This is a genomic window from Cupriavidus taiwanensis, from assembly GCF_900250075.1.
Lineage (GTDB): Bacteria > Pseudomonadota > Gammaproteobacteria > Burkholderiales > Burkholderiaceae > Cupriavidus > Cupriavidus taiwanensis_C.
The window spans coordinates 1783621-1807089 of record NZ_LT977070.1 but is presented as its reverse complement, the minus strand read 5'-3'; the positions used below and the strand labels follow the sequence as shown (position 1 = coordinate 1807089).

19 protein-coding genes are annotated in these 23469 nt (G+C 67.6%); 6 read left to right on the top strand and 13 right to left on the bottom strand.

Annotation, left to right across the window (positions count from 1 at the left end):
* The first annotated feature begins 6 nt into the window (after positions 1-6).
* Genes CBM2588_RS08405 through CBM2588_RS08390 form a run of 4 tightly spaced genes read left to right on the top strand, consistent with a single transcriptional unit; the run spans position 7 to position 3710 of the window.
* Positions 7-840, top strand: coding sequence for an ABC transporter permease (locus CBM2588_RS08405; RefSeq protein WP_115680140.1), 834 nt, complete (start codon positions 7-9; stop codon positions 838-840).
* An 8-nt stretch (positions 841-848) separates the two neighbouring features.
* Positions 849-1766, top strand: coding sequence for an ABC transporter permease (locus tag CBM2588_RS08400; protein ID WP_115680139.1), 918 nt, complete (start codon positions 849-851; stop codon positions 1764-1766).
* A complete protein-coding gene (locus CBM2588_RS08395) occupies positions 1759-2844 on the top strand; it encodes an ABC transporter ATP-binding protein (protein WP_115680138.1) in 1086 nt (361 codons plus the stop codon). Before CBM2588_RS08400 ends, CBM2588_RS08395 begins: the two co-directional genes overlap by 8 nt.
* Positions 2841-3710 carry a phosphodiesterase gene (locus CBM2588_RS08390; protein ID WP_115680137.1) on the top strand — a complete coding sequence of 290 codons (870 nt, stop codon included), beginning with the start codon at positions 2841-2843 and terminating at the stop codon, positions 3708-3710. Before CBM2588_RS08395 ends, CBM2588_RS08390 begins: the two co-directional genes overlap by 4 nt.
* Positions 3711-3777: 67 nt before the next feature.
* Here the strand turns inward: CBM2588_RS08390 and CBM2588_RS08385 are convergent, their stop codons facing one another.
* The 13 genes from CBM2588_RS08385 to CBM2588_RS08325 all read right to left on the bottom strand — a co-directional run bounded on the left by CBM2588_RS08385 (position 3778) and on the right by CBM2588_RS08325 (position 20117).
* Complete coding sequence (locus tag CBM2588_RS08385) at positions 3778-5277, bottom strand: aldehyde dehydrogenase (protein WP_115680136.1); 1500 nt, start codon at positions 5275-5277, stop codon at positions 3778-3780.
* Entirely contained in the window at positions 5274-6176 is a 903-nt protein-coding gene (locus CBM2588_RS08380) for a DMT family transporter (protein WP_115680135.1), read from the bottom strand. The genes CBM2588_RS08385 and CBM2588_RS08380 overlap by 4 nt, the downstream gene beginning before the upstream one ends.
* Positions 6173-7420 carry a Zn-dependent hydrolase gene (locus tag CBM2588_RS08375; RefSeq protein WP_115680134.1) on the bottom strand — a complete coding sequence of 416 codons (1248 nt, stop codon included), beginning with the start codon at positions 7418-7420 and terminating at the stop codon, positions 6173-6175. The genes CBM2588_RS08380 and CBM2588_RS08375 overlap by 4 nt, the downstream gene beginning before the upstream one ends.
* Positions 7421-7451: 31 nt before the next feature.
* Positions 7452-8525, bottom strand: a complete 1074-nt coding sequence (locus CBM2588_RS08370) for a histone deacetylase family protein (protein ID WP_115680133.1) — start codon at positions 8523-8525, stop codon at positions 7452-7454.
* A 33-nt stretch (positions 8526-8558) separates the two neighbouring features.
* Positions 8559-10271: a thiamine pyrophosphate-binding protein gene (locus CBM2588_RS08365; RefSeq protein WP_115680132.1), complete on the bottom strand. Its 1713-nt coding sequence runs from the start codon at positions 10269-10271 to the stop codon at positions 8559-8561.
* On the bottom strand, positions 10268-10600 hold the full coding sequence (locus tag CBM2588_RS08360) for a cupin domain-containing protein (RefSeq protein ID WP_115680131.1): 333 nt from the start codon (positions 10598-10600) through the stop codon (positions 10268-10270). Before CBM2588_RS08360 ends, CBM2588_RS08365 begins: the two co-directional genes overlap by 4 nt.
* The gene (gene gabD / locus CBM2588_RS08355) at positions 10597-12066 is read right to left on the bottom strand and encodes an NADP-dependent succinate-semialdehyde dehydrogenase (protein ID WP_115680130.1); all 1470 of its coding nucleotides are present in this window, start codon (positions 12064-12066) and stop codon (positions 10597-10599) included. The genes CBM2588_RS08360 and gabD overlap by 4 nt, the downstream gene beginning before the upstream one ends.
* A gap of 35 nt (positions 12067-12101) precedes the next feature.
* Positions 12102-13364 (bottom strand): 4-aminobutyrate--2-oxoglutarate transaminase, encoded by a 1263-nt coding sequence (gabT, locus tag CBM2588_RS08350; RefSeq protein ID WP_115680129.1) that lies wholly within the window; start codon positions 13362-13364, stop codon positions 12102-12104.
* A 52-nt stretch (positions 13365-13416) separates the two neighbouring features.
* Positions 13417-15054 carry an ABC transporter ATP-binding protein gene (locus tag CBM2588_RS08345; RefSeq protein ID WP_115680128.1) on the bottom strand — a complete coding sequence of 546 codons (1638 nt, stop codon included), beginning with the start codon at positions 15052-15054 and terminating at the stop codon, positions 13417-13419.
* A 31-nt stretch (positions 15055-15085) separates the two neighbouring features.
* Positions 15086-15925: an ABC transporter permease gene (locus CBM2588_RS08340; RefSeq protein WP_115680127.1), complete on the bottom strand. Its 840-nt coding sequence runs from the start codon at positions 15923-15925 to the stop codon at positions 15086-15088.
* Positions 15922-16926 (bottom strand): ABC transporter permease, encoded by a 1005-nt coding sequence (locus CBM2588_RS08335; RefSeq protein WP_115681440.1) that lies wholly within the window; start codon positions 16924-16926, stop codon positions 15922-15924. The genes CBM2588_RS08340 and CBM2588_RS08335 overlap by 4 nt, the downstream gene beginning before the upstream one ends.
* 158 nt (positions 16927-17084) lie before the next feature.
* Positions 17085-18689 carry an ABC transporter substrate-binding protein gene (locus CBM2588_RS08330; RefSeq protein ID WP_115680126.1) on the bottom strand — a complete coding sequence of 535 codons (1605 nt, stop codon included), beginning with the start codon at positions 18687-18689 and terminating at the stop codon, positions 17085-17087.
* A gap of 72 nt (positions 18690-18761) precedes the next feature.
* Complete coding sequence (locus CBM2588_RS08325; RefSeq protein ID WP_115680125.1) at positions 18762-20117, bottom strand: ArgE/DapE family deacylase; 1356 nt, start codon at positions 20115-20117, stop codon at positions 18762-18764.
* A 183-nt stretch (positions 20118-20300) separates the two neighbouring features.
* On the opposite strand from CBM2588_RS08325, the gene CBM2588_RS08320 reads away from it, so the two are divergent.
* Both CBM2588_RS08320 and CBM2588_RS08315 read left to right on the top strand, forming a co-directional pair.
* Positions 20301-21896 carry a PLP-dependent aminotransferase family protein gene (locus tag CBM2588_RS08320; protein WP_172583572.1) on the top strand — a complete coding sequence of 532 codons (1596 nt, stop codon included), beginning with the start codon at positions 20301-20303 and terminating at the stop codon, positions 21894-21896.
* Positions 21897-22029: 133 nt separating this feature from the next.
* The gene (locus CBM2588_RS08315; protein WP_115680124.1) at positions 22030-23463 is read left to right on the top strand and encodes an FAD-binding oxidoreductase; all 1434 of its coding nucleotides are present in this window, start codon (positions 22030-22032) and stop codon (positions 23461-23463) included.
* The last annotated feature ends 6 nt before the right edge of the window (positions 23464-23469 follow it).

Here is a 23469-nt window from a genome sequence, read left to right as displayed (position 1 = left end):
AAACCCATGCGCCGTCGCACCACTGCGCCAACCGCCCGCACGCTGATCGTCTTCGCCCTGCCGGCGCTGATCGTTTTCCTGGCGTTCTTCTGCCTGCCGATGGCCAAATTGCTGGCGGTCAGCGTGGCGGGGGAAAGCGGAGCGGGAGTCTACTGGACCGTGCTGTCCAGCCCGCGCTACCTGCACAGCCTGCTGTCCACGGTACTGTTGTCGGCCTCGGTGACGCTGGCCACGCTTGCAATCGCGGGCGTGGCGGGGACCTTCCTGCAGCGGCATCCGGTGCCGGGCAAGCCGGTGCTGGTCGCCATGCTGACCTTTCCGCTGGCCTTTCCCGGCGTGGTGATCGGGTTCATGGTCATCATGCTGGGCGGCCGCAACGGCCTGCTCGCATCGGTGGGCGACCTGCTCGCCGGCGAGCGCTGGACCTTTGCTTATGGCATGGCCGGGTTGTTTGTCGGCTACCTGTATTTCTCCATTCCACGCGTGATCCTGACCGTGATGGCGGCGGTCGAAAAACTCGACGCCTCGCTGGAGGAAGCGGCCCGCTCACTGGGCGCCGGCCGGTGGCGCGTGGTGCGCGACGTGATGCTGCCGGCGCTGATGCCGGCCCTGATCTCCAGCGGCGCGATCTGCTTCGCCACCAGCATGGGCGCGTTCGGCACCGCCTTCACCCTGGCCACGCAACTCGATGTGCTGCCGCTCACCATCTACAACGAGTTCACCAACTACGCCAACTTCGGCATGGCCGCCGCACTGTCCATCCTGCTCGGGGTCGTGACCTGGGCGCTGCTGGCGGTGGCGCGCCATCTTTCCGGCAACGCGGTTGCCGCCACCGCGTAGGAGCAAGCATGAAGACCAACCGTCGCGGCTCCGCCTATTGGGCGCAACTCGCGCTGACCCTCGCCGTTTGCGCGTTCATGACCGTCCCCGTAGCGCTGTCGGTGCTGGCCGGACTCACCAGCAATATCTTCGTCGGGCTGCAGAGCGGCCTGACCACGCGCTGGGTCGAGGAAGTGTGGGGCCTGTACCGCAACACCATCTTCCTGTCGCTATGGATCGCGCTGGCGTGCCTGGCCTGCACGCTGGTGCTCGGCGTTCCAGCCGCCTATTACATGGCGCTGCGCCGCAGCCGCGTGACCCGGCTGATCGAAGAACTGCTGATGCTGCCGGTGGCGATCCCCGGACTTGCGACGGCACTCGGCCTGATCCTGCTGTATGGGGGCCTGCCATGGCTGCGCACTAGTTGGGTCTTTATCCTGATCGGGCATGTGCTGTTCACCCTGCCCTTCATGGTGCGCTCGGTGCTGGCCATCATGTCCGCCATCGATATCCGCACGCTCGAGGACGCCGCCGCCAGCCTCGGCGCGACACGCATGCAGCGATTTTTCACCGTGGTGCTGCCCAATTGCCGGCAAGGGATACTCGCCGGCGCGCTGATGGTCGTGACGCTTTCGGTCGGCGAATTCAACCTGACATGGATGCTCCATACGCCCACCACGCAGACGCTTCCGGTCGGACTCGCCGACAGCTATGCCTCGATGCGCCTGGAGATCGGCTCTGCCTACACCATCGTGTTTTTCCTGATGATCATTCCGCTGCTGGTGATCATGCAAATAGTGTCCGCGCTGGGTGCGCGCGCCCAACGACATCCGGTACAGGACACGCCCATGCCGTTCGCCACGGTCACCAGTTCGCATAACTCCCCAGCCGGACCGGACAGCACCCCGCAGTCCCAGCCACAGACGGAGGCACCCCGCCATGCATGAGCCCACCCCCATCGCCCTGCGCCAATGCGGCAAGACGTTCCCTGACGGCACGCGCGCGCTCGAGCCACTGGATCTGGACATCGGTGCCGGCGAAACTGTCGTGCTGCTCGGTCCGTCCGGTTGCGGCAAGACCACCACGCTGCGGATGATCGCGGGGCTGGAATTTCCCGATACGGGCGGAGAGATCCTGTTCGGCGGCGCAGCGGTCACGCATCTGCCGATCGAGCAGCGCGGCGTCGGCATGGTGTTCCAGAACTATGCCCTGTTCCCCAATATGACCGTGGCCGAGAATATCAGCTATGGCCTGCGCGTGCGCAAGGTCGACGCCCAGACCCGCCGGCGTCGGGTCGACGACATGCTCGCCATGATGCAGCTGGGCACCTTCGCCAACCGGCGTGTCGACCAGCTGTCGGGCGGCCAGCGCCAGCGCGTGGCGCTGGCGCGCGCCATCGCCGTGCAGCCGCGTGTGCTGCTGCTGGACGAACCGCTGACGGCGCTCGATGCCAAGCTGCGTGATGCGCTGCGCGCCGACATCAACCAGCTGCTGCGCAGCCTGCGCATCACCACCGTCTATGTCACGCACGACCAGGCCGAGGCGATGGCGCTTGGCGACCGGATCATCGTGATGGACAAGGGGCACATCGCGCAAAGCGGCACGCCGCAGGACATCTACCGGCATCCGGCCAATGCCTTCGTCGCGGACTTCATCGGCACGATGAATCGCTTGCCGGCGGCTGCGGATCACCAGGTATGGCGCGTGCCTGGTGGCGCATTGCCGCGTGAGCCGCGGCACATCGAGGTGGCGCAGGTGGAGCTGATGTTCCGGCCCGAGGACGTAGCGCTGGCCGACGCACCGAATGCGCCCGACGTCCATGTGGCCGGCAGTGTCGTCACGGCCCTGTTCCTTGGCCATGCAACCCGGCTGCTGGTCGATGTTGGCGCACCTGCCCCGATCGTGCTCGATACCGCGCGACGCGACCGCTGGGTAGCCGGCGACCGCGTTGGCCTGCGCATCGATACCGGCCATCTGCTGACGGTGCCCGCTGCGCCCTCGGTGTCAGTAGGGAGCGCGGCATGATGCAGAGCGCACCCCCGGCCACGCCCTACCTGGTCGCCCACATCACGGACCTGCATATCAAGGCGGGCGGCAGGCTTTCCTACCGGCGCGTGGATACCGCGGGCGCCCTGCGCCAGTGCATCGACACGCTGCTGGCGTTGCCTCAGCGCCCCGACGTTGCGGTGGTGACCGGCGACCTGGTCGACTTCGGCAGCGAGGATGAATATCGCTTTCTGCGAGCGATCCTTGAATCCTTGCCGATGCCGGTGCGGCTGATGCCGGGCAATCACGACAGCCGCGCCGCACTGCGCCGCGTATTCGCAGATCACGCCGATCACGCCTATCTGTTCGCCGCGGGCGATGCCGACGCCCCGGTCCATTACCGCATCGACGCGGGGCCCCTGACGCTGATCGCCTTCGACTGCACCGTCCCCGGCCAAAGCGGCGGGCGCGTGGATCCGGATGCGCTGCCATGGCTGGAAGCCGCGCTGGCCGCCGCGCCGCAGCGCCCGACCCTGCTGATGCTGCATCACCCGCCTTTCCACACCGGCATCGGCCATATGGACCGGCAGGGCCTGGAAAACGCCGCGCTGCTCGAGGCCGTGGTGCGGCGCCATCCACAGGTGGAGCGAGTGCTGTGCGGCCATCTGCATCGGCATATCACCCGGCGCTTCGGCGGCACCATCGCCATGACCGCGCCCGGCCCGGCGCACCAGGTTGCGCTGGACCTCGACCCGCAGGCGGCTTCGCGCTTCCGCATGGAGCCGCCGGGCCTGCTGCTGCACTGTTGGCATCCCGTGCACGGACTGGTCACCCATGCCGTTGCCATCGGGGACCACGGACCTGCGTATCCGTTCTTCGATGCACAGGGGAAGCTGATCGACTGAGGCACCGCCCGGCAGCCGGCGCCATTGCCGGACTCACCCCCCATTTCCGACCCAGTGATTGCCCGGCTTACTCCAGCCTGATCCACGTAGTCTTCAGATCGCTGTATTTGTCCAACGCATGCAACGACTTGTCGCGCCCGGAACCCGATTGCTTGACTCCGCCGAACGGCACCGTGATATCGCCATCCATATAGCAGTTGACCCACACCAGCCCGGCCCGCAGCCGACGCGAGACACGGTGTGCGCGTGACAGGCTGGCGGTCCACAACCCTGAGCCAAGCCCATAAGGCGAATCGTTGGCCATGCGCACGACTTCATCCTCCGTGTCGAACACAGTCACGGCCAGCACCGGTCCGAAGATTTCCTCGCGCACGATGCTGAGCGACTGGCTCGGGCATTCGAAGATGGTGGGCTGCAGGAAGTAGCCGCCGGTGTCCGTGCGGACGCGTTCCCCGCCCAGGCGCAGCCGCGCGCCTTCGCGTTGGCCGCCGTCGACATAGGACATCACGCGGTCGAGTTGGCGCGCGTCGACGATGGCACCCATGGCGGAGGACGGGTCGAGTGGATCGCCGGGCTGCATCGCTCGGGCATACGCCTCCAACTTCTCCATGAACGGCTCATAGATGGCGCGCTGGACATAAAGGCGCGAGCCGGCGATGCAGATTTCGCCCTGGTTGTTGAAGATGCCGACGGCGGCGGCCTGCGCCGCGCGGTCGAGGTCGGGGCAGTCGTCGAACACAATGTGCGGCGACTTGCCGCCGCATTCGAGCCAGACACGCTTCAGGTTGGACTGGCCGGAATATTCCATGAAGCGCTTGCCGGTGGCCGTGGAGCCGGTGAAGGCGATGCAATCCACGTCCGGATGCAGGCCGAGCGCCTGGCCGGCCTGTGCACCCAGTCCCGGCACCACGTTGAAGACCCCGGGCGGAATGCCGGCTTCAGCGGCCAGCTCGGCGAGCCGCAGCGCGGTCAGCGGCGACTGTTCGGCTGGCTTGAGGATGACGCTGTTGCCGGCGGCGAGCGCCGGAGCCACCTTCCAGCTGCCCATCAGCAGCGGATAGTTCCACGGCACCACGGCCGCCACCACGCCGAGCGGCTCGCGCGTGATGGTGGCGAGCACGTTGCCGCCGGTGGGGGCGATCTCGTCGTAGCGCTTGTCGATGGCCTCGGCGTACCACGCGAAGGTGCGCGCCGCTTCCGGAATGTCGTAGACCAGCGTATCGCCGATGGGCTTGCCCATGTCCAGCGTTTCCAGCAGGGCCAGTTCTTCGCGGTGGGTCTCCATCAGCGCGGCCAGGCGCAGCAGCACCGCCTTGCGCTCGCGCGGTACCAGTCCGGACCAGACGCCTTGTTCGAAGGCCTGGCGCGCCGCCGCGACGGCACGGTCGACATCCGCCGCGCCGCATGCCGCCACCTTGGCCAGCACCGCACCAGTGGCGGGGTTGATGGTGTCGAAGGTGGCGCCGTCGGCGGCGTCGGTCCATGCGCCGCGGATGTAGGCGCGGCTTTGCGGGCGCAGTGCTTTTGCCCGGGCCTGCCAGTAAGACAGGTCGCGTGGTTCGCTCATGGGGTTCCTCGTTTGGTTGACAGGACCGCGGGCGACGGCAGCGTCTGCGTCAGGCCCGCGACCACGATCAGGGCGATGCCGGCCAGCGCCAGTGCGTCGGGCCAGCGCCCGAACCACAGCGCGCTGTAGACCAGTGCCAGCAGCAGGTGGAAATAGTTCAGCGGTGCCAGCCGCGATGCCGGGGCGCGCTGCAGCGCCAGGATCAGCAGCACCTGCGCCGCCGCGCTCATCAGGCCCATGGCCAGGATCGCCAGCCAGTCGGCCAGGTCGGGCCAGACCGGCGGCGGGAAGAACGGCGCCGGCACGCCGGTGGCAACCATGCAGACCAGCGCGGCAAAGCCATACTGCACGCGCGCATCGACCTGCCCCGCCATGCGCCGGGTCAGCAGTTGCAGCATGGCGTAGGCCAGCGTGGCGGCCAGCATCAGCACGGTGCCAAGCCACGACACCGCGCCGCCGGGGCGTACGATCAGCAGCATGCCGCAGAAGCCCGCGCCTACCGCCAGCCACTGGCGCGGGCCGACCTTCTCGCCCAGCATCCACGGCGACAGCCCCACCACCATCAGCGGCGCCATGAAATAGATGGCGGTGGCCTCGGCCAGCGGCATCCACAGCAGCGCGGTCATGAAGCAGGTGCCGACCACGGCGAGCATCAGACCTCGCAGCATCAGCAGGCCGCGGTGCGGGGTGTGCCAGAAGCGCAACTGGCCTGAGCTGGCTAGCATAGCCACCGCTACCGCAAGCGTGGCGCCGTAGCGCACAGCATTGAGAAACGGCGCGGGATAGCGGCCGACCAGGTGCTTGGCGGTGGCGTCGACGGTAGCGAACAGCGTCACCACGCACAGGAACAGCAGCCCGCCACGCCACCAGTCGGGCATGCCCCGCGCCGCGGCGGTCATGCGCCCGCCTGCGCGACCATTGCGCCGAGCAGCACGTTGGCGCCGGCCTCCAGGTGCTCGGGCCGGGCATCTTCCACTTCGTTGTGGCTGATGCCGTCCTTGCAGGGCACGAAGATCATCGCGGTCGGGGCCACGCTCGCCATGTAGACGGCATCGTGGCCAGCGCCAGTGACGATATTCTGCTGGCTGTAGCCGCGCGCGACGGCCTCGCGGCGCACGTGGTCGACCAGTTCCGGCGCGAACGGGGTCGGCGGGAAATACTGGACATCGTCGACCTTCACGTCGAAGGTGGCACCGGTGGTCTTGCCCTGTGCCAGCGCCTCGCACGCGGCGCGGAAGCGGGCATCCATCTCGGCCAGCTTGCCGGCATCCTCGTGGCGCAGGTCGACCGTAAACTTCACCGCGCCGGGGATCACGTTGCGCGAGCCGGGGTGGAGATTGACCACGCCCACCGTGCCGCGGCCGTGCGGCGCGAAGTCGTGGGCGATGCGCACCACTTCCTGCATCACGTGGGTGGCGCCATAGAGCGCGTCACGGCGCAGCGGCATCGGCGTGGGGCCGGCGTGCGCTTCCATGCCGGTCACGGTCACGTCGTACCACCGCAGCCCGAGCGAACCGGTGACCACGCCGATCACGTTGTCCGCCGCTTCCAGCACCGGGCCCTGTTCGATATGCGCCTCGAAGTACGCTCCCACCGGGCGCCTGCCCACTTCGTCGGTGCCGGCGTAGCCTATCGCCTGCAGTTCGTCCGCCACGCGCTTGCCTTCGGTATCGGTGGCGTCCAGCGCGGTCTGCAGCGGGAAGATGCCCGCGAACACGCCCGAACCCATCATCACTGGCACGAAGCGCGTGCCTTCCTCGTTGGTCCAGATGGCCAGTTCGAGCGGCGCTTCGGTGGTCACGCCATGGTCGTTGAGCGTGCGCATGACTTCCAGCCCGGCCAGCACGCCGAAGCAGCCGTCGAACTTGCCGCCGGTCGGCTGCGTATCGATATGGCTGCCGGTCATCACCGGCGGCAGCGCTTCGTTGCGCCCGGCGCGGCGCCCGAAGATATTGCCGACCCGGTCCACCGTCACGGTCAGGCCCGCGTCGCGCATCCAGCCGCATACCAGGTCGCGGCCCTGGCCGTCGAGCGCGGTCAGCGCCAGCCGCGCATTGCCGCCCTTCGGCGTGGCGCCGATCCGCGCCAGATCCATCAGCGATTGCCACAGGCGCTGGCCGTTGACGGCGATCTTGCTAGTCATTGCAGTTCTCCCAGTATTGGTGGTTGCGCTCTCATGCGGTCGCAGGCGCGAAACCTGCCAGGAATGCATCCAGCCCGCGGCCGATGGCCTCGACCTCGTAGCCGCCCTCCTGCACCACTACCGTTGGCAGGCCCAGTGCATGGATGCGCTCGCCGATGCCGCGGTAGCCATCGATGCTGACCTTCAGGACGCTGATCGGATCGTTCTCGTAGGTATCGAAGCCCAGCGCCAGCACCACCGCCTGCGGACGATAGTCGCGCAGCGCGTCCAGCGCCCCATCCAGCGCCGACAGGAACTCGGCGTCGCCGCTGCCGTGCGGCAGCGGGAAGTTGAGGTTGTAGCCATAGCCCGCGCCATGGCCGCGCTCGTTTGCATAGCCGGTGTAGAAGGGGTAGTAATCCACCGGATCGGCATGCAGCGAAATCGTCATCACATCGGAGCGGTGATAAAAGATCTGCTGGGTGCCGTCACCATGATGCGCATCGACGTCGAGCACCGCCACCTTGCCGAAGCGGGCCAGCAGCGTCTGTGCCGCGATGGCCGAGTTGTTGACGTAGCAGAACCCGGCCGCGCGGTCGCTGTGGGCGTGGTGGCCGGAGGGACGGCACAGCGCGTAGGCCATGCCGGCGCCGTCCTGCCGCTCGCACACATGGCGCGCCGCCGCCACCGCGCTGTGCGCGCCGCGCAGGATCGCGCGCCAGCTGTCCGGCCCGAGCGGGCAGCTGAGGTCGCCCAGGTAGTAGCCGGCCTGGGCAATCACCGAATCGGTGGGACACCCGGGACGGCGCGGCTCGCCGACCTTGCCGTTGTGATACGGGGAAAGATTGGGCAGGACTTCGATGCCGGGCTCGAAGCCGGGGCGCGCCAATTCCTGCCAGCGCGCCCAGGCGCTGGCGAGGAAGTCGAGATAGGCCGGACTGTGCACCGCTTCCAGCGGCGCGCGCCCGCAATCGGGCGGCGCCGCCAGTTCGATGCCGCGCGCGGCCAGTGCGCGCTGCAGTGCCGCTGCGCGGGCCGGCACGTCGGTCGGCGCGCACAACCGGCCCGCGCGCATGAACTGGCGGGGCTCGTGCAGCAACTGATCATCCGAGAAGAAGGCACGCATGGTTTGGATCTTGTTGTGAAGGGAATCCCCGGTTCAGCCTGCCGCCTGGCGCGCCAGTGCCGCCGCGCGGATGCCTGACAGGGTCATGCCGGGCGCGATGCCGTCGGGGTCGTAACGCAGCTCCAGCAGCGCCGGCATGCTGTGCGTGCTGGCAAAGTCGAGCGCGCGATCCAGCGCGGGGCCGAATTCGGCGTCGCTGGCCACCACCTCGCCGTAGCCGCGGTAGGCGCGCGCCAGCTCTGCGAACTCCGGGTTCTCGAAGCCCAGCGCGATGGTCCGGCCGGGGAACTCGCGTTCCTGGTGGGCGCGGATCGTGCCCCAGATGCCGTTGTTGAACACCAGCACCACGATGCCGAGGCGGTACTGCATGGCCACGCCCAGCTCCTGCAGGTTCATCTGGAAGCAGCCGTCGCCCGCATAGCAGACCACGGTGCGTTCCGGGTGCTCCAGCTTGGCCGAGATGGCCGCCGGCAGGCCGTAGCCCATCGAGCCCACGGTGGGCGCAAGGCTGGTGCCAACGCCCTTGTAGCGGTAATAGGTATGCGGAAAGACCGCGTAGTTGCCGGCGCCGACGGTGATGCAGGCGTCCTCGGGCAGGCGCTCGCGCACCAGGCAGGCGGCCTGGTTCAGGTTCAGCGGGCCTGGGGCGGGCAGCGCCTTCTGGCTGTCGAGGTAATCGTGCCGTGCGCGCGCCACCAACGCGGCGCGGTTGTGTGCGCGCGCCGGGCGCAGGCCATCCACCGCGGCGGCGAACGAGACGACGTCGGCAACAACAGGCACCTCCGCGCGGAACACGCGGCCCAGCTCTTCCGGATCCGGATACACATGCACCAGCCGCTGGCGCGGCAGCGGGCTTTCCACCACGGTATAGCCCTCGGTGGTGGCCTCGCCCATGCGGGTGCCGACAGCGATCAGCAGGTCCGACTCGCGGATGCGAGTACGTAACGCCTCGCCCATGCCCCAGCCAACGTGGCCGGCGTAGTTGGGATGGTGGTTGTCGAAACACTCCAGCCTGCGCCACGCCAGCCCCACCGGCAAGCCGAAGCGTTCGGCGAAACCTTCCATCTGCCGCATCGCCTCGGGGGTCCAGCCGGAACCACCAATCATCAGGAAGGGGCGCTCGGCCTGTTCCAGCATCGCGGCCAGCGACGCCAGCGCGTGCGCCGCCGGAGCCGAGTGGCTGCGCACGTAGCGCGGCATGTCGGCCACGGTGGCCTTGCCCCACAGCGTGTCCTCGGGCAGCGCCAGCACCACCGGGCCGGGCCGGCCGCTGGTCGCTACCGCGAAGGCACGCGCGATGAACTCGGGGATGCGGTCGGTGCGGTCGATCTGCGCGACCCACTTGGCCATCTGGCCGAACATGCGGCGGTAGTCGATTTCCTGGAAGGCCTCGCGCTCATAGAAGTCGTTGCCCACCTGCCCCACGAACAGGATCATCGGCGTGGAGTCCTGGAACGCGGTGTGCACGGCGATGCTGGCATTGGTCGCACCGGGGCCGCGCGTGACGAAGCAAACGCCGGGCTCGCCGGTCAGCTTGCCATGGGCCTCGGCCATGTAGCCGGCGCCGCTTTCCTGCCGGCAGACGATCGGCGTGATCGCGTCCTGGTGGTCGTACAGCGCATCGATGCAAGGCAGGTAGCTCTCGCCCGGCACCAGGAACACGCGCCGCACGCCCTGGATGCGCAGCTGCTCGACAAGGATCTGCCCGCCATTGCGCTCGCGCAGGGTGGGATAGGCTTGGCTCATTGGCTACCTCCTCCGCCCGCGGCACCGGCCGCCGGCTTGATCTCGATCTCCACGAACACGCATTCGCCTTCGTGGGCATTGATGACGTTGTGCTCGACGCCCGCCGGCCGGTAGTAAGCCTGGCCGGCGACCAGCTGGCTGGTGACCTCGCTGGCCGGCGTCTGCAAGCGCAGCGCGCCGGTGGTCATCGGCACCACCACGTAGTCGAAACCGTGGCGATGCCGGCCGGTCTCGGCGCCGGGCGCGAAGCGCCACTCGGTCACGACCACGCGCTCGTTGTCGACCTGCACCGTGCCGACGGCCCTGGGCCGGTCTTGCGGGGCGCTCATTGGCCCACCCCGCGGTCGACCCCGCCCATGCACAGGTATTTGATTTCCAGGTATTCGTCGAGGCCGTACTTCGAGCCCTCGCGGCCCAGGCCCGACTGCTTGACGCCGCCGAATGGCGCCACCTCGTTGGAGATCAGGCCTGTGTTGATGCCGACCATGCCGTATTCAAGCGCCTCGGCCACGCGCCAGACCCGGCCGATATCGCGGCTGAAGAAATAGGAGGCCAGGCCGAATTCGGTATCGTTGGCCATCGCGATTGCTTCGTCGTCGGTGGAGAAGCGGAACAGCGGCGCCAGCGGGCCGAAGGTCTCTTCCCTGGCCACGCGCATGGCGGGAGTCACGTCGGCCAGCACGGTCGGTTCGAAGAAGGTGCCGCCCAGCGCATGGCGCTTGCCGCCGGTGAGCAGGCGCGCGCCCTTGCCGAGCGCGTCGGCGATATGCGACTCGACCTTGGCCACCGCGTCCTCGTTGATCAGCGGACCTTGCAGCACGCCGGGCTCGACGCCATAGCCGACCTTCAGCTTTGCCACCGCGGCCACCAGCTTTTCGGCAAAGGCGTCATAGACCTTGTCGTGGACATAGAGCCGGTTGGCGCAGACGCAGGTCTGCCCGGCATTGCGGTACTTGGAGGCGATGGCCCCCTCCACCGCCGCGTCGAGGTCGGCATCGTCGAACACGATGAACGGTGCGTTGCCGCCGAGTTCCAGCGAGAGCTTCTTGATGGTGTCGGCGGACTGCCGCATCAGGATGCGGCCCACCTCGGTCGAGCCGGTAAAGCTGAGCTTGCGTACCACGGGGTTAGCCGTGAGCTCGCCGCCGATGGCAATGGCGTCGCCCGTGATCACGCTGAACAGGCCCGCCGGCAGCCCGGCACGTTCGGCCAGCACGGCCAGTGCCAGCGCCGACAGCGGCGTGTCTTCGGCCGGCTTGAGCACCATGGCGCAGCCCGCCGCCAGCGCCGGGCCGGCCTTGCGGGTGATCATGGCAAGCGGGAAGTTCCACGGCGTGATCGCCGCGCACACGCCCACCGGCTCCTTGACCACCACCAGGCGCTTGTCGTTGGCGGGCGTGGCCAGCACGTCGCCGCTGACGCGCTTGGCTTCCTCGGCGAACCATTCGAGGAACGAAGCCGCATAGACGACTTCGCCCTTCGCTTCCGCCAGCGGCTTGCCTTGCTCGGTGGTCATCAGCAGCGCAAGGTCGTCGGCATTGGCCAGCATCAGTTCGTACCAGGCGCGCAGCACCGTAGCGCGCTCGCGCGCGGTCTTGCGGCGCCAGCCTGCCTGTGCCGCCTGCGCGGCGTCGATGGCGCGGCGCGTTTCGGCCGCGCCCATGCCGGGCACGGTGCCGATCAGGGCGCCGCTGGCGGGATTGGTGACGGTGAAGGTGGCGCCGCTGTCGGCGTCCTGCCAGTTGCCGGCGATATAGGCCTGCGCGCGCAGCAGGCCGGTGTCCTTGAGTTGCATGGGTAGTCTTTTCGGTATCGATGGATGTGGACCGGTCAGCGGGTCAGTGCCTCGGCCAGGATGTCCAGGCCCTCGTTCATCACCGCGTCCTGGATCGTCAGCGGGAACAGGAAGCGGATCACGTTGCCGTACACGCCGCACGACAGCAGCAGGAGGCCCTTTTCCAGCGCGCGGTTCTGCACCGTGCGCGTAAAGTCGGGATCGGGGCTGCCGTCGGCCTGGCGGAATTCCACCGCCACCATTGCCCCAACCCCGCGCACTTCTGCGATCTGCGGCACGCGCGGGCGCAGGCTTTCCAGGCGCGCCATCAAGCGCTGGCCCAGTTCGGCGCCGCGTTCGATCAGCTTTTCGCTTTCGAGCACGTCCAGTACTGCCAGCGCAGAAGCCACCGCCAGCGGGTTGCCGGCATACGTGCCGCCCAGCCCGCCGGGCGCGGGCGCGTCCATCACTTCGGCGCGGCCGCACACGGCCGACAGCGGCATGCCGCCGGCCAGGCTCTTGGCCATGGTGGTCAGGTCCGGCGCCACGTCGTAGTGTTCCATCGCGAACAGCTTGCCGGTGCGGCCGAAGCCGGTCTGCACTTCGTCGGCGATCAGCAGGATGCCGTGCTCGTCGCAGACCGCGCGCAGCGCGCGCACGAAGTCGGCTGGCGCGACGTTGAAGCCGCCCTCGCCCTGAACCGGTTCGAAGATGATCGCGGCGACGCGCTTGGGATCGATGTCCGCCTTGAACAAGTGCTGCAGCGCCTTGAGCGAGTCGTCGGTGCTGACGCCGTGCAGCGCGCACGGATACGGCGCGTGGTAGACCTCGCCCGGGAACGGCCCGAAGCCGATCTTGTACGGCGCGACCTTGCCCGTCAGCGCCATGCCCATCATGGTGCGGCCGTGGAAGCCGCCGGAAAACGCGATCACGCCGGGACGGCCGGTGGCGGCGCGGGCGATCTTGATGGCGTTCTCCACCGCCTCGGCGCCAGTGGTGAAGAAGGCGGTCTTCCTGGCGGAGCGGCCTGGCGCACGGCGATTGATCTTCTCGGCCAGTTCGATATAGCTGGCGTAAGGCACGATCTGGTAGGCGGTATGCGTGAAGCGCCCCAGCTGCTGCTCGACGGCCTCAACCAGACGAGGGTGGCGGTGGCCAGTGTTGAGCACGGCGATGCCCGCGGCGAAGTCGATGTAGCGCTTGCCCTCGACATCCCAGATCTCCGAATTCAGCGCGCGCTCGGCGTAGAAATTGCACATCACGCCCACGCCGCGCGGGGTGGCGGCGTCCTTGCGGCGAACCAGTTCGGCGTTCTTCATACTTCTCTCCAGTTTGTCTTCGCGGATGCGACTTGGTAGGTTCCCGCGCCGCTCAGGCGGCGGCGCGGATCAGTGTGGGATCCCATTCCTTGCCGGGAATCGCGCCGATCAGGCGCTGGGTATAGGCGTGCTGGGGCGCATCGAAGATCTGCCCTGGCGGGCCGGACTCGACCACGCGGCCCTTGTGCATCACGATCACGTGGTGGCAGATCTGCGCGGCGACGCGCAGGTCATGGGTAATGAAGATCAGGCCAATGTTCAGGCGCTTCTGCAAATCGGCCAGCAACTCCAGCACCTGCGCCTGCACCGAGACATCGAGCGCCGAGACCGACTCGTCGGCCACCAGCAGCTTCGGTTCCAGCGCCAGCGCCCGCGCGATGCCGATGCGCTGCCGCTGGCCGCCGGAGAACTGGTTGGGATAGCGATCGAACGCGGACGCCTCCAGCCCCACCAGCTGCAGCAGCTCGCGCGCGCGCGCCTGCGCGGCCGCCAGCGGCACGCCATTGGCAACCGGGCCATCGGTGATGATGCGGCCCACCGTATGGCGCGGATTGAGCGATGCGAACGGATCCTGGAAGATCATCTGCACGTCTCGGCGCAGCGGTCGGAACTGCCGCTCGGACAGTCGGGCGATGTCCTGGCCGTCGAACATCAGCGCCCCGCCATCGATATCCGTCAGGCGCAGCAGGCATTTGCCGATGGTCGACTTGCCCGAGCCGGACTCGCCGACGATGCCCAGCGTCTCGCCGCGGCGCACCGTGAAGCTAACGCCATCGACCGCATGCACCACGCGCTTTTTGATGAAGAGACCACCGCCGGTCACGTAGGTCTTGCGCAGGTCGCGCACTTCCAGCACGGTCTCGGCCTCATGGCGCCCGCGCTCGCCGGCACGGCCATGCGGCACCGCGCCGATCAGGCGCCTGGTATAGGGATGCTGCGGTCGGTTCAAGACCTGGTCGGCGCTGCCCATCTCCACCAGCACGCCCTTCTCCATCACCGCCACGCGATCCGCGATCTCGGCGACCACGCCGAAGTCGTGGGTCACGAACATCACGCCCATGCCCTTCTCCGCCTGGATGCGGCGGATCAGGTCGAGGATCTGCGCCTGCGTGGTCACGTCGAGCGCGGTGGTCGGCTCGTCGGCGATCAGCAGCGCCGGCTCGAGCGCGAGCGCCATGGCGATCACCACGCGCTGGCGCTGGCCGCCGGACAGGCGGAACGGATAGGCATGCCTCAGCGTGGCCGGATCGGGCAGGCCGACGAACTCCAGCAGCTCTAGCACGCGACGCGCACGCGCCTCGCCCGGATAGGCGTTGTGCACGCGCATGACCTCGGCGATCTGGTCGCCCACGGTCATCACCGGATTCAGCGCGGACAGCGGCTCCTGGAACACCATGGCCATGTCCTTGCCGCGCATGCCGAGCAGCGTGGCTTCGTCCTGCGCCAGCAGGTCGCGGCCCTTGAACAGGATCTGGCCCGCCTCAGGCTTCAGGTAGGCCGGCAGCAGGCCCATGATGGCGTTGGCGCTCATCGACTTGCCCGAACCCGATTCGCCGACGATGCAGAGGATCTCGCCGGCATGCAGGTCATAGGAGATATCGCGCACCGCGTAGGGCCGGTCGCCGCCCGCGGGCAGCGCGATCGACAGATCGCGGATCGACAGCAGGGGCGCTTGGTCGCTGGTCTTCATCACTTTGTCCTTTGCATTTCCAGGCGGGCGCTCACTCGCCGCGGCGGCGCAGCTGCGGGTTCATGGCGTCGTTCAGGCCCTCGCCGATCAGGTTGATCGACAGCACCGTCAGCAGGATCGCCACGCCCGGCCACACGCTCATCCACCACGCTTCGCGGATCATGGTGCGCGCCGCGCCGATCATGAAGCCCCAGCTCATCATGTTGCGGTCGCCCAGGCCCAGGAAGGCCAGCGCCGACTCGGTCAGGATCGCGGTGGCGACCATGAAGGACGCCGACACGATGATCGGCGACATCGCGTTGGGCAGGATCTGCGTGGCGATGATGCGCACCGGCTTCTGCCCGATCACCACCGCGGCCTGCACGAACTCGCGCTGCTTGAGCGACAGGAATTCGCCGCGCACCAGGCGCGCCACCGGCGGCCACGACACCACCGAGATGGCGGCGACGATGGAATAGATCGACGGATTGAAGATCGCCACGATCACGACTGCCATCGCCAGCTGCGGAATGGTCTGAAAGAACTCGGTGATGCGCATCAGCGCATCGTCGACACGGCCGCCGCAATAGCCCGCCACCGCACCCACGGCGATGCCGACGGCAAGCGCGACCGCGGTGGAGATCACGCCGACCAGCAGCGAGACCCGCGCGCCGTACAGCATGCCGGCGGTGATGTCGCGGCCCAGCATGTCGGTGCCAAACGGAAGCGCCGGGTCGGTGAACGGCTGCACCAGCGGCTCGGCCACCATCAGCCACGGCGACTCTTCGTAGAAGACCGGCGCAAGCACGGCAAGTGCCAATACTCCCAACAGCACCAGCAAGCCGATCACCGCGCCATAGTTGCGGCAATAACGTTGCAGGAAGGCTTTCATGCGGTGGCTCCCTTGCCGCCCGCGGCGATGCGCGGGTCGATAAAGCGGTAGATCACGTCGGTCACCAGGTTGAAGAACACCACCAGCGCTGAGGTCACGAAGAAGATGCCCAGCAGCAGCTGGTAGTCGCGCTGCAGCAGCGCATCGAACATCAGCCGGCCGATGCCCGGCCACGAGAACACGGTCTCGGTCAGCACCGCGCCGCCCGCCATCTGGCCCAGCTGGATGCCGGCGAAGGTGATTACCGGCAGCAGCGCGTTGCGCAGCACATGCACGCGGATCACGCGGCCGGCAGAAACGCCCTTGGCGCGCGCGGTCTTGACATAGTCCATGCCCATCACCTCCAGCATCGAAGCGCGCGTCAGGCGCACGTACACGGCCATGAAGAAGCAGCCCAGCGACACCGTCGGCAGGATCATGTGCAGCGCCACGTCCTTGACGCGGGCCAGGCCGGTGTAGCCGGCGCCGATGGTCTCCATGCCGAAGGCCGGCAGCCAGCCCAGCACTACCGAGAACAGGATGATGGCCATCAGCGACAGCCAGAACAGCGGCGTCGCGTACAGCAGCAGCGCGCCCGACATCACCGCGCTGTCGATCCAGCGGCGGCGGTTCTCGTAGCGGGTGCGCGCCGCGATCACGCCAAGCAGCACGCCCAGCACGATGGAAAAGAGGAAAGCCCCGCTCATCAGCAGGAAGGTCGCGGGCAGCCGGTCGAGGATCAGGTCCAGCACCGGCAGGTGGTTGCGGTACGAGTAGCCCAGGTCAAGCTGCGCCACGCCCTTCAGATAGATGCCAAGCTGGGTCAGCACGGGCTTGTCGAGCCCGAACTGTTCGCGCAGCTGGTTGACGAAGGCGGCGTCGCCGGCACCGGCCTCGCCCGCCATCACGGTGGCCGGGTCGCCCGGCGCCATCCGGATCAGGAAGAAGTTGATGACGACCACGCCAAGGACGACCACGACGGCCTTCCCGAGACGAGCGCCAAGAAAGGATAGAAAGTTCACGGCTTGCTCCACGCTGGCGGCCGGGCTGGCCACCGCGGCACTGGGATGCAGCTGGCCCTCGCCGTTCCCCATGCGGGGCGCGGCGATGGCAGCGGATTTCAGGCTTCAGGGCTGGCTGCCCGCGCCGGCTCGGGCGCGGGCATCGGCTCCGGTCTCGCTCAGTTCTTCTCGATCGAGACGTTGTCGAAGGACTCGTTCAGGCCGATCGCGGTGGTCACGAGGTTCTTGACGTGCTTGCGGTACAGCGTGGGGAACTCCACCTCGAACAGGTTGGCGTTGGCGACGTCGGTGACCAGGATCTTCTGCAGCTCGCTGTACAGCTTCTGGCGCTCCGCGGTGTCCATGGTCGAGCCGGCCTTGGCCCACAGCTCGTCCGCCTTCGGATTGCTGTAGCCCTGCACGTTGGCGAACGGCGTGCCCTTGACGATATTGCGCGTCACGTAGAGCCGCTCCACGCCCAGCGCGGGGTCGCCGTACTGGTAGGTGTAGGTGGTGGTCAGGTCGAACTCCCAGTTGCTGACGCGTGCCGACCAGGTGCCGGCGTCGGCCGACTCGATGCTGACCTTGAAGCCGAGCTGCTCGAGCATCTGCTTGACGTACTCGTCCAGGCGGTCCCAGTTGGCACCGTACGAGGTCGACAGGATCTTGACCGGGTACTTGCCCACATCGACGCCCGACGCCTTGACCAGCTCGCGCGCCTTCTTCAGGTTGAAGTCGTACTCGGGCATGTTCTTGTCGAAGAACAGCGTGGTCGACGAGAACGGGCTGACCGCCGGCTTGCCCATGCCGAAGAAGATGTTGTTGACGATCATCTTGCGGTTGAGCACGTGCATGACCGCCTGGCGCACCTTCACGTTGTCGAACGGCGGCTTGCGCTCGTTGAGCAGCATGCTGGCCATCGGCGAGAACATTTCCCAGCCCTTGGTGGTGTACTCGACGTTGGGCAGCGCGCGCAGGCGCTTGACGTCGACGTTGTCGACATCGCCGCCGCGCAGCACCTGCACGTCGCCCTTCTCGAAGGCCACGGCGCGCGAAGCCGAATCCGGGATCACGTAGAACACCAGCTCGTCCAGGTAGGGCTTGCCCGCCTTCCAGTAGTTGGGGTTCTTCGCCAGCTTGATATAGGCGCCCTTCTTCCACTCCTTGAACATGAAGGGGCCGGTGCCGACCGGCTTCTGGTTGGCCGGGTTGTTGCGGTAGTCGGTGCCTTCGTAGAGGTGCTTGGGCATCATCGGCATGGTGCCGGTTTCGAACATCGAGATGAACGGCGGGAACGGCTCCTTCAGCTTGATCTCGACGGTGCTGTCGTTGACCGCGCGGATCGACGCCATGTACTTGTTGATGACCGCGCGCGTGCGCACGTGCACGTCGCGCAGCATCTTGTCGATCGAGAACACCACGTCGGCCGAGGTGAAGGGCTTGCCGTCATGCCACTTCACGCCCTTCTGCAGCTCGAAGGTATAGGTCAGGCCGTCCGGCGAGATGGTCCACGACTTGGCCAGTTCCGGCTGCGGCTTCAGGTCGGGGCTGTAGGTCAGCAGGCCCTGGTAGATCTTGCCTGCGACATACTGGGTCGGGGCCTGCGAGTTCATCGCGCTCACCAGGATCGGCGGCTCGGGCTGGACGATACCGGACAGCGTGCCGCCCCTGGTCTGGGCCATGGCATGGCCAGTGGGCAGCGCCAGCGGCAGCAGCGAGAGGCCGGCGGCGGCAAAGGCCATCGTCAGCACGCTCTTGGTCAGTCGCATCGTGAATCGGTTCATCGGGCAGTTCCTCAGTTGGCTCGTTTTTGGGCTTCGGGATGGCAGCGCCGGTTGTGCTTGCGCGCGGCTTCGTCAGGCCGCGTCGCCGGCCGGTTCCACGCCGCACCAGTCCACCAGGAACTGGGCCAGCGTCGTGGTCACTCGCACCATGCTTTCCAGCGACACCGATTCGTCGATGCCGTGGATATTGCGGGCCTCGGGCCCGTAGCAGGTCACCGGCGTTTCCAGGCCGATGCGGAAATGCCGGGCATCGGTGGTCGCCGTGGTCGCCTCGCGGCGGATCGGCGTGCCATTGACCTTGCGGTGCGCTTCGCCCAGCGCCTGCATGCTGGGCACGTCGAGATCGAATTCGCAGCCGGGCGCGTGGAAGCCTTCATAGCGGATGCGCAGTTCGAGATTGCTGGCCAGGCGTTCCACCGTCGCGCGGATGCGCGCGGCCACCGTGGCCTTGGCCTCGTCGATATCCATATTGGGGAAGAAGCCGATGCGCACGCCCAGCGTGCAGGTGCATGGCACCGACGAGGTCCACTCGCCGCCCTGGATCTGACCGAGATTGAAGTTGATCGGGTGGGCGTGGTCGCGGTACGCCGCCGGCCGGTGTTCCGGGCGGTTCCACTCCGCCTCCAGCTGGCGCAGGTCTTCCATCACCGCGATGCCGGCCTCGACCGGGTTGACGCCGCTGGTCATGTAGGCCGCATGCGCCGGCTTGCCGGTCAGCTCGATGAACATCCAGAACACGCCGACCTGCGCGCTCATCAGGCTCTCGCCCAGCGGCTCGGGAATGATCACGGTGTCGAAGGACGCCAGCTTGCCGGCACCCACCGCGCTGCGCAGCGCCGCCACGGTGGCAAGCGCGCCGTTGCCGGTGTTCTCTTCTTCCAGCACCGCATTGAAGCCGACCGCCCCGGCCGGCTGCAGGCCCAGGCTGGCAAGGGCCTTGAACGCGGCCAGCGCGCATACGATGCCGCCCTTCATGTCGCCGGCACCGCGGCCGTAGAGCCAGCCGTCCTTCACCACCGGCGCGAACGGCGACTGGCTCCACATCGATTCCGGACCGGTAGGCACCACGTCGAGATGGCCGTTGAACAGCACCGAGCGCCCGCCTTTGCGGCTGGGTCGGTGCGTCGCCAGCAGGTTGTAGCGTCCGCCGTCGGGGCAGCACGCCGGCGAATACATCGGCAGGTGGCGGATGTCCTCGGTGCGCAGCGCGATGCGCTCGGAAGCCAGGCCCAGTTCTGCCAGCGCGCCTTCGATGAAGTCCGCCGCGGGCTGCTCTTCGCCTGACGGGCTTTTGGCGGCCACGAAACCGGACAGCGTCTCGACCATATATGGCAGGAGTGCGCGCACGGCTTGCGAGAGCTCGGCGGTGGTGGGTACCGCTACCGGGTCGGAGGACGGGCTCGCCGTGAGGGAATCGGGACCTGACATGGAAGCTCCTGGCAAACGTGGGCGAATGAAGGGGCGAATGAAGGGACGCATGAAGGCGACGCGATGCCAACGCATCGGGCGCCACCGACAAAAGCTTTGCGATGACGCCGACCACGGATGGAAAATTAAACGATCGTTGGTACCATAGGTAGGTCCATATTCACGATATTTGCTGGAGCCACTTTGAAGGAAACGATTCTGTCCGAGTTGCTGCTGCAGCGGCTGGAGCGTCCGGCGGGGATGCAGGCGGAGCGCAACGGGACGCATATGAACCGCCAGCTGTATGAGCTGATCCGGCAGGAAATCCTTGCTGGGTCTATCTCCGCGGGCAGCAAGCTGCCGGCGTCACGGCTGCTCGCGACCGAGATTGGGGTTTCCCGCAATACCGTTCTGTATGCGTATGAGCAGTTGCTGGCGGAAGGCTATGTCACCGCATCGACGGGACGTGGCACCTTTGTCTCGCAGACTTTTCCCGACCATAGTGCATTGCACAAGGCTGGTGCCCGGATTGGCACCACGCCTGTGCCCGCAGTGCAGCAAAATTCAAACCGCTTCGATCTGTCGCGGCGCGGCATGCATCTCGTGTCCAACGCCGGCGCGTCTGACCGGCAATGGGGCGCCTTCATGGCGGGCGTGCCCGATGTCTCGCTGTTCCCGCATGCGACCTGGGCGCGGCTGCTGAACAAGCACTGGCGCAATCCGCGCCCGGAATTGCTGACCTACGCCCACCACGGCGGCTATATGCCGCTGCGGCGTGTGCTGGCCGAGCACCTGCGGCTGGCGCGCGCGGTGCGCTGCGAGTCCGAGCAGATCATCCTGACCACCGGCATCCACCAGGCCATCGACCTGATCGCGCGCCTGCTGGCCGACCCGGGGGACAAGGCGTGGATGGAAGACCCTGGCTACTGGGGCACGCGCAGCCTGCTGACCAATGCGGGCGTCGACGTGATTCCCGTGCCGGTGGATAACGAAGGCATCGCGCCCGACGCGGCGCGGCTGCAGGACCCGCCGCGCTTTATCTTCGCGACGCCTTCGCACCAGTACCCGCTCGGCACCGTAATGAGCCTGACGCGGCGGCGCATGCTGCTGGAATACGCGCGGCATCGCGGCGCCTGGATCGTCGAGGACGACTACGACAGCGAGTTCCGCTTCGAAGGGCGGCCGCTGGCTTCGCTGCAGGGCCTGGACGAGCACGACCGGGTGATCTACATGGGCACCTTCTCCAAGACGCTCTTTCCCGGGCTGCGCATGGGCTTCATGGTGTTGCCCAAGCCGCTGGCGCCGCATTTCGCCACCGGCCTGTCGGAACTGTTCCGCGAGGGGCAGCTGATGCAGCAGGCGGTGCTCGCGGACTTTATCGAGGAAGGCCACTACGCCACCCACCTGCGCCGCATGCGCCAGCGCTATGCGCAGCGCCAGGGCCTGCTGCGCGAGGCCATTGCGAAGCGCTTCGGCCAGGACTGGCCTACCTCCACGCACGAGGCCGGGCTGCACCTGGTGATGCACCTGCCGCCAGGCGCCGACGATCTCGGCATCAGCATGGCGGCGCGCACGCAGGGCCTGTCGGCGCGTCCGCTGTCGCGCTACTACAGCGATGAGCAGCGCGCGCGGCAGGGGCTGCTGCTGGGCTACGCCTGCGTGCCGGAGGGCGACATCGGGCCCGCCTTCCACAAGCTTGCCGAAGTCATCGAGCCTGCGCTGGAGCACCTGGCCCGCACGCGCCAGCCGCCACGCGAATTCAGCGCGCGCATCAACAACGAAGCGTGGAGCGGTGCGTGAGGTGGCGCCACCGTGCCGGCGCCGATTCGCTCTTATCATCGTGCACTGCCTTGCCCTAGCATTCAGCGCTGCGGCTGGGCGCTCTCCTTCGCTCCCGCAGCCCCACCGACTCCCTTAACCGGAAAGACCCACGATGGCTCCCGTGCAAGACCGCTCCGCCCTGCTGGCCGAACTGGCCGGCGTCCTCGATGCCGCCGGCCTGCAAGTCGGCGATGCCATCGAAACCCGCTTCCGCAAGGACTGGTACGCACCGCTGGACCCGCAGCCGCCGGTCGCGGTGGCACGGCCGCGCAGCACGGCCGAGGTGTCGGCGGTGCTGGCCCTCTGCAATCGCCACCGGCAACCGGTGGTGCCACAGGGCGGCCTGACCGGCCTGGCGGGCGCCGCGACGCCCGCCGGCGGCGAACTGGTCCTGTCGCTCGAGCGCATGCGCGGCGTGGAAGAAATCGATGCGCAGGCCGGCACCATGACCGTGCTGGCCGGCACCACCTTGCAGGCCGCGCAGGACGCCGCGCGCGCGGCGGACTGGCTGTTTCCGGTGGACCTGGGCGCGCGCGGCAGTTGCCAGATCGGCGGCAATATCGCCACCAACGCCGGCGGCAACCGCGTGATCCGCTACGGCATGATGCGCGAGCAGGTGCTCGGGCTGGAGGCGGTGCTGGCTGACGGCACCGTGGTCAGCTCGCTCAACAAGATGCAGAAGAACAACGCCGGCTACGACCTGCGCCAGCTCTTTATCGGCAGCGAAGGCACGCTCGGCGTCATTACACGCGCTGTGCTGCGGCTCGCGCCGCTGCCCGGCAGCACCCAGACCGCACTATGCGCGCTGCGCAGCTATGAAGACGTGGTGGCGCTGCTGCGCCATGCGCAGCGCCGGCTGTCGGGCCGTGTGTCGGCCTTCGAGGCGATGTGGGCCGATTTCTATGAACTGGTGACGACACGCGTGCCGGGCGTGCGCGCCCCGCTGCCCGCCGGCTCACCGTTCTATGTGCTGGTCGACCTGCAGGGCAACGACGCCGGACAGGACGGCGCGGCCTTTGAATCGATGCTGGAAACGGCGATGGAAGCCGGCCTGATCACCGACGCTGCCGTTGCCACCAGCGAAAAGGAAGCCGAGAGCTTCTGGAAGCTGCGCGACGCGGTCGCCGAGTTCCCGGTGATGTGGGCGCCCAATGCCGCCTACGACGTGAGCGTACCGATCGGCCAGATCGGCCGCTTCGCCGAGAGCCTGCGCGCGGCGGTGCTGGCGCGCTGGCCGCACGCCGAACTGGTCAACTTCGGCCATGTGGGCGACAGCAACCTGCATGTCAGCGTTTATCTTCCCGGCGCGACGGCGGAGGACTTTCCCGAGCACGAGATCAGCGCCGTGCTCTACCCCAAGGTGCAAGAGTTCGACGGCAGCATTTCCGCCGAGCATGGCATCGGCACGCACAAGAAGCCGTTCCTTGGGCACTCGCGCACGCCCGAGGCGCTGGCGTTGATGCGCTCGCTCAAACGGTCACTGGATCCCAACCTTATCTTGTGCCCGGGCCGGGTCATCGACGTGGAGCCAGAATTGCCAAGGTGAAGCGGC

Excerpts from the sequence above, each read along its gene's own strand:
- CBM2588_RS08395 (WP_115680138.1), top strand. The coding sequence starts at position 1,759 with ATGCATGAGCCCACCCCCATCGCCCTGCGCCAATGCGGCAAGACGTTC.
- CBM2588_RS08400 (WP_115680139.1), top strand. The coding sequence starts at position 849 with ATGAAGACCAACCGTCGCGGCTCCGCCTATTGGGCGCAACTCGCGCTG.
- CBM2588_RS08360 (WP_115680131.1), bottom strand. The coding sequence starts at position 10,600 with ATGAGCGCCCCGCAAGACCGGCCCAGGGCCGTCGGCACGGTGCAGGTC.
- CBM2588_RS08330 (WP_115680126.1), bottom strand. The coding sequence starts at position 18,689 with ATGAACCGATTCACGATGCGACTGACCAAGAGCGTGCTGACGATGGCC.
- CBM2588_RS08385 (WP_115680136.1), bottom strand. The coding sequence starts at position 5,277 with ATGAGCGAACCACGCGACCTGTCTTACTGGCAGGCCCGGGCAAAAGCA.
- gabD (WP_115680130.1), bottom strand. The coding sequence starts at position 12,066 with ATGCAACTCAAGGACACCGGCCTGCTGCGCGCGCAGGCCTATATCGCC.
- CBM2588_RS08405 (WP_115680140.1), top strand. The coding sequence starts at position 7 with ATGCGCCGTCGCACCACTGCGCCAACCGCCCGCACGCTGATCGTCTTC.
- CBM2588_RS08340 (WP_115680127.1), bottom strand. The coding sequence starts at position 15,925 with ATGAAAGCCTTCCTGCAACGTTATTGCCGCAACTATGGCGCGGTGATC.
- CBM2588_RS08345 (WP_115680128.1), bottom strand. The coding sequence starts at position 15,054 with ATGAAGACCAGCGACCAAGCGCCCCTGCTGTCGATCCGCGATCTGTCG.
- CBM2588_RS08365 (WP_115680132.1), bottom strand. The coding sequence starts at position 10,271 with ATGAGCCAAGCCTATCCCACCCTGCGCGAGCGCAATGGCGGGCAGATC.
- CBM2588_RS08370 (WP_115680133.1), bottom strand. The coding sequence starts at position 8,525 with ATGCGTGCCTTCTTCTCGGATGATCAGTTGCTGCACGAGCCCCGCCAG.
- gabT (WP_115680129.1), bottom strand. The coding sequence starts at position 13,364 with ATGAAGAACGCCGAACTGGTTCGCCGCAAGGACGCCGCCACCCCGCGC.
- CBM2588_RS08390 (WP_115680137.1), top strand. The coding sequence starts at position 2,841 with ATGATGCAGAGCGCACCCCCGGCCACGCCCTACCTGGTCGCCCACATC.
- CBM2588_RS08375 (WP_115680134.1), bottom strand. The coding sequence starts at position 7,420 with ATGACTAGCAAGATCGCCGTCAACGGCCAGCGCCTGTGGCAATCGCTG.
- CBM2588_RS08315 (WP_115680124.1), top strand. The coding sequence starts at position 22,030 with ATGGCTCCCGTGCAAGACCGCTCCGCCCTGCTGGCCGAACTGGCCGGC.
- CBM2588_RS08380 (WP_115680135.1), bottom strand. The coding sequence starts at position 6,176 with ATGACCGCCGCGGCGCGGGGCATGCCCGACTGGTGGCGTGGCGGGCTG.
- CBM2588_RS08325 (WP_115680125.1), bottom strand. The coding sequence starts at position 20,117 with ATGTCAGGTCCCGATTCCCTCACGGCGAGCCCGTCCTCCGACCCGGTA.